The sequence below is a fragment of the Steroidobacter cummioxidans genome, assembly GCF_003104955.1.
In genome coordinates this window covers 40,019-50,757 of record NZ_LSRW01000087.1, presented here as the reverse complement: position 1 = coordinate 50,757, position 10,739 = coordinate 40,019, and the positions used below count along the sequence as shown (strand labels likewise).

At 61.5% G+C, this 10,739-nt stretch carries 9 protein-coding genes and 2 pseudogenes; 6 read left to right on the top strand and 5 right to left on the bottom strand.

What is annotated here, in order from left to right; genetic code table 11:
- Together D0550_RS35735 and D0550_RS37280 are read left to right on the top strand one after the other, a co-directional pair.
- Positions 1-338, top strand: a 338-nt coding sequence (locus tag D0550_RS35735) for a hypothetical protein (protein ID WP_206606631.1), incomplete at its 5' end; no start/stop codon positions are given.
- A gap of 158 nt (positions 339-496) precedes the next feature.
- A pseudogene (locus D0550_RS37280) lies at positions 497-606 on the top strand (RHS repeat-associated core domain-containing protein); the annotation flags it as partial.
- 393 nt (positions 607-999) lie between these two features.
- Here the strand turns inward: D0550_RS37280 and D0550_RS36210 are convergent.
- Positions 1,000-1,563 carry a helix-turn-helix domain-containing protein gene (locus tag D0550_RS36210; RefSeq protein ID WP_241520968.1) on the bottom strand — a complete coding sequence of 188 codons (564 nt, stop codon included), beginning with the start codon at positions 1,561-1,563 and terminating at the stop codon, positions 1,000-1,002.
- Here D0550_RS36210 and D0550_RS37005 point away from each other — a divergent pair.
- The 3 genes from D0550_RS37005 to D0550_RS30355 all read left to right on the top strand — a co-directional run bounded on the left by D0550_RS37005 (position 1,498) and on the right by D0550_RS30355 (position 3,928).
- Positions 1,498-1,779 carry a SymE family type I addiction module toxin gene (locus D0550_RS37005; protein WP_170134694.1) on the top strand — a complete coding sequence of 94 codons (282 nt, stop codon included), beginning with the start codon at positions 1,498-1,500 and terminating at the stop codon, positions 1,777-1,779. The genes D0550_RS36210 and D0550_RS37005 overlap by 66 nt on opposite strands.
- Positions 1,780-1,931: 152 nt before the next feature.
- Positions 1,932-2,390, top strand: a complete 459-nt coding sequence (locus tag D0550_RS30360) for a cupin domain-containing protein (RefSeq protein WP_116812939.1) — start codon at positions 1,932-1,934, stop codon at positions 2,388-2,390.
- The gene (locus D0550_RS30355) at positions 2,390-3,928 is read left to right on the top strand and encodes a M20/M25/M40 family metallo-hydrolase (protein ID WP_116812938.1); all 1,539 of its coding nucleotides are present in this window, start codon (positions 2,390-2,392) and stop codon (positions 3,926-3,928) included. Before D0550_RS30360 ends, D0550_RS30355 begins: the two co-directional genes overlap by 1 nt.
- A gap of 3 nt (positions 3,929-3,931) precedes the next feature.
- Here D0550_RS30355 and dapD read toward each other — a convergent pair whose 3' ends face one another.
- The 4 genes from dapD to map are packed head-to-tail and all read right to left on the bottom strand — an operon-like array spanning position 3,932 to position 9,529.
- Positions 3,932-4,750: a 2,3,4,5-tetrahydropyridine-2,6-dicarboxylate N-succinyltransferase gene (gene dapD / locus D0550_RS30350; protein WP_116812937.1), complete on the bottom strand. Its 819-nt coding sequence runs from the start codon at positions 4,748-4,750 to the stop codon at positions 3,932-3,934.
- 60 nt (positions 4,751-4,810) lie between these two features.
- A complete protein-coding gene (gene dapC / locus D0550_RS30345) occupies positions 4,811-6,010 on the bottom strand; it encodes a succinyldiaminopimelate transaminase (RefSeq protein WP_116812936.1) in 1,200 nt (399 codons plus the stop codon).
- Positions 6,007-8,709: a [protein-PII] uridylyltransferase gene (glnD, locus tag D0550_RS30340; protein ID WP_116812935.1), complete on the bottom strand. Its 2,703-nt coding sequence runs from the start codon at positions 8,707-8,709 to the stop codon at positions 6,007-6,009. The genes dapC and glnD overlap by 4 nt, the downstream gene beginning before the upstream one ends.
- 52 nt (positions 8,710-8,761) lie before the next feature.
- Complete coding sequence (map, locus tag D0550_RS30335) at positions 8,762-9,529, bottom strand: type I methionyl aminopeptidase (protein ID WP_116812950.1); 768 nt, start codon at positions 9,527-9,529, stop codon at positions 8,762-8,764.
- A 286-nt stretch (positions 9,530-9,815) separates the two neighbouring features.
- Here map and rpsB point away from each other — a divergent pair.
- Positions 9,816-10,652: pseudogene (rpsB, locus tag D0550_RS36205) on the top strand (30S ribosomal protein S2); the annotation flags it as partial.
- Positions 10,653-10,739 lie beyond the last annotated feature (87 nt).

The following is a 10,739-nucleotide window of genomic DNA, read 5'->3' as shown; positions in this document are numbered from 1 at the left end:
GGCTCGGAGATGTGTATAAGAGACAGGGCCGCATGGCTATCCCTAGCATTACAGACGAAGCGCTGTGGCCGTTGCTCTCCAGGCTCATTGAATTGGCTGTCCGCTTTCCGGGCGCTGATTTCGTTGAGGGTCTGGTCTTTTTTTTATCTCAGAGTGCTACCCATCAGAGATTGCAGAGGGCAACTCCAAGGTCGCCATCGATTGAGCAAGCTCGTCACCTGGTGCGGCTGACCGAGGAGCTTGTTCAACATTTGATGGCAAGGCGAGACTTCGATCTCGCCGATGACTTGGCGCCATTCAGAGCTTTGTTACGGACGATCGCAAAAGTGGATGCATAATTAGATAACAAAGGGCACTATCGAGCTAAGCCAAAACTCGCATCCGGGCTCATCAACTTGGAATGGCACGCTTGCTGCGGGCTCGGGCGCTGCTAAGTCGACGAAGGCACTGGAAAAATCGTCGTCGTGTACGACGAACCGCGTCGGGCCGATTTATCTACAACTACTATCGCGATTACGACCCGGCGACGGGGCGATACGTCGAATCCGATCCAATCGGGTTGAAGGGCGGATCAACACATATGCGTATGTGAAAAATCGGAGCATCGCTCACCCCTCCTGCTCATCGAGAATCGCCGTAGTTCAGTCGGTCGCCTCTTTGACCTCAGCGCGAGCTGCGCTGCTTCAGTGTTTCGTTCGCGATGAATGCATCGATGATGTTGAGCAACTGCTGCTTGGACTTGGGGTTGAGCTGTTCGATCTGCTTGAGCCGCCGTTCCAGCCGCGGGCTGAGCGCTGCCTTGCCGGGCGCTTGACCGGCAGTGCATCGCTGAGTAGCTGATCGGTGCTCAGTTCAGCGCGCGAGCGAGATCAGCAAGCAGGTTCGCGGCACGGGTGATCGATCCGCTGGATGCACTTCGTAACGCAGTGCGAATGCATAGGGCGAGGATTAAATTGTGCGACGCGAGCTGTTCCACGTTCGCCGCGTGCCGCCTCGTTGCTAGCGGTTCTGGCTAAGCACGCCGTCAAGCATTTCGATGATGACCTTCTGCTTGGCCTTGGGCAACTGGCTCAATCGTTCGATCTGTTGCTGCAACTTGGAGGCGGGGCCGCGCTTGCCGGCGGCGGCCATCTTGCGGCCGAGCAGGTCATCGGTGGTGACGCCGAAGATCTGAGCGATCTCCGGCAGCAGCGATACCGGCATTCGGATGCGGCCCACTTCGTAGTGCGCATAGGTCTGCTGGGCGATGCCGAGTCCGTCGGCCATGACCTGCTGGCTCATGCCTTGATCTTTGCGCAGCTGCGCGATCCGTGCGCCGAGCGCCTTCAAGAACTGCTGCTCGTCGGGAGCCATACCGCTGATCGAATCCTCTATGAGAACTTGAGCATAACGCCGTTCGTTGGGATGTGAGTTGACATTACTCGTAATGAGAGTACTCTTGGTGAGAGTTAATTTACTCAACGCCTCTTGACAAAGTTTACCTGGGAGCCGGATGAGATGAACTCGCGCCGCCTGACGATCAGCTGCCGTTATCCAGAAGTCCGCGCCCGCCATGGGGAGCATGTACGATCGGAGCCCATGCCGTTCTTGCGTTTGCAAGGGCGTTGGCTGGATCAAGCGGGCTTCCCTATAGGTGCACAGGTGCAGGTACAGGTTAATCAGGGTCGCCTGGTGCTGGAAGTCATAGGCGCAGTAGGGGGCTCAAGCGTTGGGGAGCGGACCGAATCACCTAGCGCGCGATGCACGGTAACTAGCCCCCACGGTTGGTCATCAAAGTAAGAGTACGCTAGTCAAGAGTTATTCTGGCCCGGTGCCTCTTGACAGGATTTGTCAGGAAGGTCCGTCGCAGGCTGGGGGCCGCTTGGCTCGGCGTGGCCCCCTCAAGCCGCCCGACATCGTATGATGCGGCGAAGCAATCGGAGGAGTCTGCTATGGGTCGTCGCGCGATTTTCCTGTCAGTTGCATGCACCGCTTTCGGCTTCGCCGCCGGCATCTACGCCGCGTCCGGGCCGCGAATGATCGTCACGCCGAGCGACAGCATCGTGTACCAACCGGTGGATCCCGCCCGGCCGGCGGGCGCGCAGATTGCGGTACTGCGCGGTGATCCGGCGAGTGGGCCGTCGTCGATGCTGATGAAGTTCGGCAAGGGCGCGGGCCCCATGCACATTCACTCCTCGGACTACGATCTCGTCGTGCTCGAGGGTGAAATGAAACATTGGGACGCCAGCGAGGACGCAGCCACCGCCAAGGTCCTTGGTCCGGGCAGCTATTGGTTCCAGCCCGGCAATCAGCCGCATGGCGACGATTGTCTCAGCGACGAGTGTGTGATGTATGTGCAGTGGGCCGGCAAGCGCGACGGCCGCGCGGTTGAGAGTGCAGGGGCGAAGTGATGCGTAGCGTGCACAGCGTCGCGGCGGGCATTTGTGTCCTGCTGCTGCAATCGAATGCGCTGGCCGGCTCGCAAGCGGCAGCTATCACCACCGCCGCGCAGCAGAACTTCACCGAATATCTCGAGCTGCTCAGTCTGCCGAACGTTGCCGTCGAGCCCAGCGACATCGAGCGCAACGTCGCGTTTCTCGAGCAAAGCTTTCAGAAACGTAACTTCAAAACGCATCGGCTCGACAACCCCGCCGGGCGGCCGATGATTCTTGCCGAGCTGAACGGTGCCAAAGCCTCCGTGCCGACGATCCTGTTCTATGCGCACTTCGATGGTCAGCCCATCGTCAAGGAGGAGTGGGCGCAGCAGGATCCTTTCCAGCCCGTCGTGAAGCAGCGCAACGAGCAGGGCGCGTGGCAGGAAGTGCCGCGCGATCGTTTGTTTGCAAAGCCGTTCGATCCGGAGCTGCGCGTGTTCGCCCGCTCGGCCTCCGACGATAAAGCGCCCATCGTCATGTTGCTGACGGCGCTGGATGTCCTGCAGTCGCAGCGCAAGGCGCCTGCGATCAACGTCAAAGTGCTGCTGGATTCGGAAGAGGAGATGGGCTCGCCGAGTCTCGGGGCGACCGTGAAGTCGCACGCCGAGCTGTTCAAAGCCGATGCGTTGATCGTGCTCGACGGTCCGGTGCACGGCTCCGGCAAGCCAACGCTCGTGTTCGGCAATCGCGGCATTACGCAGGCGACGCTGACAGTGTTCGGGCCAACGGCACCCTTGCATAGCGGCCACTTCGGCAACTATGTGCCGAATCCGGCGCTGCGACTCGCGTCGCTGCTGGCATCGATGAAGGACGACGAGGGGCGCGTGCTGGTCGAAGGCTATTACGACGGCATCAAGCTCACCGACGCCGATCGCCAGATCCTGAAAGCGACCGGCGATGATGAGGCCGCGCTGCTGAAGCGAGCGGGCATCGCGCGACCCGAAGGGGTCGGTGCGACCTATCAGGAAGCGCTGCAGTATCCGTCACTCAATGTGCGAGGTATGGCATCGGCTTCCGTTGGCGCGAAAGCCGCGAACATTGTGCCCAATGAAGCCATTGCTGAAATCGACATCCGCACCACGCCGGAAACCGACGGCCGCCGTTTGTTCGAGCTGCTGAAACGTCACATCGAGAAGCAGGGTTATCACCTCGTCGACGCGCCGCCCACGAGAGAGCAACGCGCAAGCTACGACAAGCTCGCGATGTTCAAACTCGGAAGCGTGGAAGCCGCGGCGCGCGTGCCGATGGATGCGCCGGTGGGACGTTGGGCGATGACTGCGTTGAAATCGGCGACTGGGCCGGTGCCGAAGGAGGATCCGGTGCGGATCAGAATGATGGGAGGAACGGTGCCGACCGATGTGCTGGTCGACGCGCTTCACTTGCCGTTCTTGCTGGTGCCGACCGTCAACGCCGACAACAACCAGCACACGTTCGACGAGAACATGCGCATGGGCAACTTCGTCACCGGCACCGAGACTGTTTACAGCCTGCTGGTGACGAAGTACCCGCGGTAGAGGTTAGTCGCGCAGCAGTTCGTTCAGGCTGACTTTGGAGCGCGTCTGCGCATCGACGCGCTTCACGATCACGGCGCAGTACAGGCCGCATTTGCCGCTCGCGGACGGCAGCGAGCCGGCCACGACCACCGCGCCTGCAGGCACGCGACCATAGGTCACTTCATCGCGCTCGCGATCGTAGATCTTGGTGCTGGCGCCGATGAACACGCCCATCGAGATCACTGCACCTTCCTCAACGATCACGCCTTCGACGATTTCGGAGCGCGCGCCGATGAAGCAGTTGTCTTCGATGATGGTGGGATTGGCCTGCAGCGGCTCGAGCACGCCGCCGATGCCGGCGCCGCCGGACAGGTGCACGTTCTTGCCGACCTGCGCGCACGAACCGACCGTCGCCCACGTGTCGACCATCGTGCCTTCGCCGACGAATGCACCAACGTTGACGTAGGAGGGCATGAGAATGGAATTCGGCGATACGAACGCGCCACGACGGACGATGGCATGCGGGACCACGCGCACGCCTTCGGCGCGGAAGCGCGCTTCGTCATAATCTGAGTACTTCAACGGCACCTTGTCGAAGAACTGCGTGAAGCCGGCTTCCATCGGGCGGTTGTCATAAAGCCGGAACGACAGCAGCACGGCCTTTTTCAGCCACTGATTGACGACCCATTTGCCGTCGCGTTTTTCGGCGACGCGCGCCTTGCCGGTGTCGAGCAGGGTCAAAGCCGCTTCGACGGCACCACGCACGTCGGTGGGGGCGTTCTTGGGATTGAATTCGGAACGACGCTCGAAGGCGTCGTTAATGATATTGGCTAGCTCGGTCATGGGCCGCAGTTTAGCCGAAATTACCGGGTGCTTACTGACTAAAGTTAGTGTTGCCAGTTCTCATTTCCGATTCTTCACAAACTCGCGAATGCGCGCCGCGGCTTCGATGCACTCGGGCACCTTGGCAACGAGCGAGATGCGCACGCGCTGGCGACCTGGATTGGTGCCGTCAGGCATGGGGCGTGCGATGTAGCTGCCCGGCAACAGCGTGATGTGCTGCTGCTCGAACAGTTCGCGAGTGAAATGCTCGTCATTGTCGACCTTGGGCCACAAATAGAACGCCGCCTCCGGCATGTCGACCGGCATCACCTCACGCAGGATGGGCACGACCGCGGCGAACTTCTGACGATAGAGGTTGCGATTCTCGAGCACGTGCGTCTCGTCGTCCCAGGCCGCGATGCTGGCGATCTGCGCCGGCGGCGGCATGGCCGAGCCGTGATACGTGCGATAGAGCAGAAACGGCTTGATCAGCTTGGCATCGCCTGCGACGAAGCCCGAGCGCAAACCCGGCACGCTGGAGCGCTTCGACAAGCTGTGGAATACGACGCAGCGCTGGTACAACGTGTTGCCGGCGGCAGCAGCGGCTTGCAACAGTCCCGGCGGCGGCTTGGTTTCATCGAAATAGATTTCGCTGTAGCACTCGTCGGAAGCGACGATGAAGTCGTACTTCTCGGCCAGTTGCAGTGCGTGCTGCAGATACTCGATGCTGGCGACGGCGCCCGTGGGATTGCTGGGCGAGCACAGGAACAGAATCTGGCAGCGCTTCCAGACATCGGCGGGCACGCTATCCAGATCTGGCAATGCCGAATGTGCGGCATCGTTCGGCATGAAATACGGCTCGGCGCCCGCGAGCAACGCCGCACCTTCATAGATCTGATAGAACGGATTTGGCATCACCAGTAGCGGCTGCTTGCCCGGATCGACCATGGCCTGGACGAAGGCGAACAGGGCTTCGCGCGTGCCGTTCACCGGCAACACCATGGTTTCGGGCGATACCGAGCCCGCGGGTAACTGGAAGCGGCGGGTCAACCAGTTTGCGATCGACTCGCGCAGCTTGGGAATGCCGGCGGTGAGCGGATAACTCCCCAGACCTTCCATGTTGTGGGTGAGCGCGTCGATCACGAACGGCGGCGCCGGATGTCGCGGCTCGCCAATATACATCGCGATCCAGGATAGATCGGCGGGCGGCTGGGCGCCGGCCAGCAGCGTCCGCAGCCGTTCGAAGGGATACGGCTGCAGCTTGTTCAGAGCGGGGTTCATACGCGACGGTCGAGTGTTTCAGTAATTCGTTGCGCCATCTGCTGCCGGGCTTCGGTGCTCAGCGGCCCGCCAGCGGCGTCGGTGATGTAGAACACGTCCTCAGCGCGCTCGCCGACGGTCATGATCTTCGAGGTGTAGATCTTCACTTGTTCGGCCATGAACACCTTGGCGACCTGCGACAGCAGGCCAGGGCGGTCGCCGGCGATGATCTCGACGATGGTGCGGCCGTTCACGGGTTCTTCGCTGAATGTCACCTGCGTCGCGGTCGTGAACATGCGCACTTGTCTGGGCGCGCGACGCGTCACAGTGACAGCGACGTTGTCGGGCTTTGCCAGTGCATGCGACAGCTGTTGTTCGATGTCGCGAATGCGGGCCGGATCGGTGATCTCGGCGCCGGTGTCTTCCAGCACGTGATACACGTCGAGGCTGAACCCATCGGCAGTCGGCGTGATGCGTGCGTCGACGATGTTCAAGCCGAGCTGGTCGAGCAGGGCAGTGGTGCGGGCAAAGCTGTGCTGAGTTTTCGGTGTGTACGTCGTGATGCCGGTGCCGCCGCGACCGGAGAGCTGCTGTACGGACACGAGTGAGCTCTGATCGCCGGCATCGCGGTCCGACAGCATCTTGGTGTGCCAGGCGATTTCCTCCGGTGTGTGGCGGAGGAAGTAATCGACAGTGAAGCGCTGCCACACGGACTGCCGCAGGATCTCGCCGACGCCAACGCGCGCCGTGAGCTCCTTGGCTCGCGACTGCGTCTCCGCGATCAACTCGTCCTTATCGAGCGGGCTTTCCAAGCCACGGCGCAACGCCTGACGGGTGCGCTCGTAGAACTCGGCGAACAACGACTGTTTCCAGTTGTTCCAGAGCTTTGGATTCGTGCCGCGGACGTCCGCGACGGTCAGCACATACAAATAATCCAGATGCGTCCGGTCGCCGACGTGCTTGGCAAACTCGTTGATGACCTTGGGATCGGAAATATCTTTCTTCTGCGCAGTGACCGACAGCACCAGGTGATTGCGCACCAGCCACGCGACCAGGCGGGCGTCGTAACGCGATAAGCCCTGTTCCAGACAGAAGGCTTCCGCATCGACCGATCCGAGCTCGGAATGATCGCCGCCGCGGCCTTTGGCGATGTCGTGGAAAATGGCAGCGAGATACGCCAGCTCCGGCTTCGGCAGCGACTGCATGATGCGCGACAACGCCGGGAACTCATGATCGTACTTCGGCATCGCGAGGCGACGCAGATTGCTGACGACGAACAGCGTATGCGCGTCGACCGTGTATGCATGAAACAAGTCGTATTGCATGCGGCCGACGATGCGGCCGAACGCGGGAATATAGCGGCCGAGTACGCCGTACAGGTTCATGCGGCGCAGCTCGTGCGTCACGCCCACCGGCGCGCTCAGGATCTCGAAGAACAAACGATGATTGCGCGGGTGCTGACGGAACTCTTCATCGATCAGCCACAGATGGCGCGTGAGCTGACGGATGGTTTCGGCGCGCACGCCGCGGATCTTCTCGGAGTTCTGTTCGATGATGACGAACAGCTCCAGCATGGCCGACGGATAGCGATCGAACACATCGTCGCCGGTGACTTCGAGAAAGTCGTTGCGGATCTGGAAGCGCGCGTTCACCGGCACCGGCGGCAAGTTCGGGTCGGTGAGGATGGCCTCGCGGAACAGCTGCAACAGCATTTCGTTCAGCAGGCTCACATCCATGGCTGTGCGGTAGTAGCGCTGCATGAACTGTTCGACTGCGAGCGTGTAGGTCGCATCTTCGTAGCCGAACATTTTCGCGAGCCGGATCTGATGATCGAACAGCAAGCGGTCTTCGCGGCGCGACGTCAGCACGTGCAACGCGAAGCGCACCTTCCACAGGAACGCCTGCGCAGTTTTCAGCTTGCGCAGCTCGCTGCGGGTGAGAAAGCCGTGATCGACGAGCTCGTCGAGCGACTCGGCGCCGAAGTGACGCTTCGCGACCCAGCCAATCGTCTGAATGTCGCGCAGACCGCCCGGGCTCGATTTCACATTCGGCTCGAGGTTGTACGCGGTGTCGTAGTAGCGATGGTGACGCGCGGTCTGCTCGTTGACCTTGGCCTCGAAGAACTCGCGCGTGGGCCACACACGCTCGGGGGCGAGCGCGCGACGCATGGCTTCGAATAGCAGCTCGGGACCTTTCAGCAGGCGAGCCTCGATCATGGTGGTCGCGACGCTGACATCGGCGGCGCTTTCGCGCTGGCAGTCGTCGATGGTGCGCACGCTGTGGCCCACTTCCAGGCCGATGTCCCACATGAAGGTGAGGAATTTCTCCAGCGAGCCCTGCCACGGAGCGGATTCGCTCTTGGGCAGCAGGATCATGATGTCGATGTCGGAGCAGAGGTTCAGCTCGCCGCGGCCGTAGCCGCCGACCGCGATCAAGGCAACGTCGCGAACGTGCTCGCCGACATGCATCGACCACGCGGTTTTCAACAAAGCATCGACCAGACGCGCCCGGTCGCGCACCAGGCGCTCGACCGGCTCGTCATCGAGGAAGCGTTGCTTGAGGCGGTTGTCGCCCTCGGTCAGGGCATTGCGAAAGGTCGCGATGTCCTGCGGCTGCGCGGCCAGCTGCGGCTGCATGGCCGCCAGGTAGTCCCACGGCGGATCGCTCGCCGGCTTGGCGGAGGCGAGCTCTTCCAGGTCATCAGGAGTGACGACAGGCATGGGGACCGGCTAAAAACAGAGAAGGGCGCAATGATACTCAGTGCCGCGCGATTCAGCGCTGGGCGGCACCGAGCGTCAGCACTTCGTAGCCGGTGTCAGTCACCAGGACCGTGTGTTCCCACTGCGCGCTCAAGGAATGATCCTTGGTGATGACGGTCCAGCCGTCGGGCAGCAGCCGGACATGGCGCTTGCCGGCATTCACCATGGGCTCGACCGTGAAGGTCATGCCCGGAACCAGCTCCACGCCGCGACCGCGCTCGCCATAGTGCAGCACCTGGGGATCTTCGTGGAAGATTCGGCCGATGCCGTGTCCGCAATACTCGCGCACGATCGACAGGTGCTGAGGTTCGACGAACACCTGAATTGCTGCACCAAGATCGCCCAGGCGGGCGCCGGGGCGGATCTGGCGAATGCCGGTCCACATGGCTTCATGGGTGATATCGATGAGCCGCTGCGCGGCCGGGGCGATCTTGCCCACCGCGTACATGCGGCTGGTGTCGCCGTGCCAGCCGTCCTTGATGACGGTGACGTCCAGATTGATGATGTCGCCCTGTTTGAGGCGCTTGTCCGGGCTCGGGATGCCGTGGCACACCACATGGTTCACCGAAGTGCAGATCGACTTCGGGAAACCGCGGTAGTTCAGGGGAGCCGGAATGGCCTTCTGCTCATTCACGATGTAGTCGTGGCAGCGGGCATTGAGCTCGTCGGTGGTCACGCCGGGGACGACGTATGGACCGATCATGTCCAGCACGTCGGCGGCCAGGCGGCCAGCGACGCGCATCTGTTCCTGTTCGGCGGGAGTTTTGATCGTCACCTGCATGGCATGTTGGGCAGAAGTCAGGGAAGCCGCGCTTTCTTCGACGCCGGCCACTTTACGGTTCAGAGACTGCAATAGCCCGCGCATCATGAGGTTAGGGCCAGCAGGAAAAAGTTGTGAACGATCATGGAGTTTATGGTATAAAGCGCGCGTTTTTTTGGCAACGAATCTCTTTCTTTTTAACCTGAATTCTCACATCTGACCGACACATGTGACGGGGTGCCTGTAAGAAATCTACAGGTCGTCACCTGGGGCAGATGGAGGCTCAACCCCTTAGGAGTTTGCGATCATGACCAGCGTGTCCATGCGACAGATGCTGGAAGCGGGCGTTCATTTCGGACACCAAACCCGCTTCTGGAACCCGAAGATGGCTCCTTATATCTTCGGCGAGCGGAATCGAATCCACATCATCAACCTCGAAAAGACGCTGCCCATGTACCAGGACGCAGCGGGCTTCATCCGCCAGGTCGTGGCGGACGGCGGGCGCGTGCTGTTCGTCGGCACCAAGCGTTCCGCTCGCGAGGCAGTGAAGACAGCGGCGCTGCGCGCCGGCATGCCTTATGTCAGCCACCGCTGGCTGGGCGGCATGCTCACCAATTTCAAGACCGTGCGTGGCTCCATCAAGCGGTTGACCAACCTCGATGAGATGGCCACCAACGGCACGCTCGAACAGCACAGCAAGCGCGAGGCCCAGGGCCTGCGTCGCGAGCGCGAGAAGCTGGAGCGCAGCCTGGGCGGCATCAAAGAGATGGAGTCGCTGCCTGACGTGCTGTTCGTGATCGACGTCGGTCACGAGAAGATCGCCATTCACGAGGCGAAGAAGCTGGGTATCCCGGTGGTCGCCATCGTCGACACCAATTGCACGCCGGATGACGTGGACTACGTCGTGCCGGGCAATGACGACGCCATGCGCGCCATTTCGCTGTACGCCGAAGGCGTGGCCGATGCCGTGCTCGATGGCCGCTCGGCGCAGCCGGAAGTGCCGGCTGGCGAAGACGAGTTCGTTGAGCTGGACGAAGAGGGCAAGCCGAAGCCGAAGGCCGCTGGTGCGCCTGCTGCCCGTCGTGACCGCAAGCCGGCCACGGTCAAGAAGAAGGCTGCGACGCGCCGTCGCGCCCCCGAGAAGATGGCTGAAGGCCAGGTCGAGGAAGTGGTGGCAGCAGAGGTCGACGACGTCGAAGGCGACGTGTCCCCTGAAGAGTTCATGGCTCGT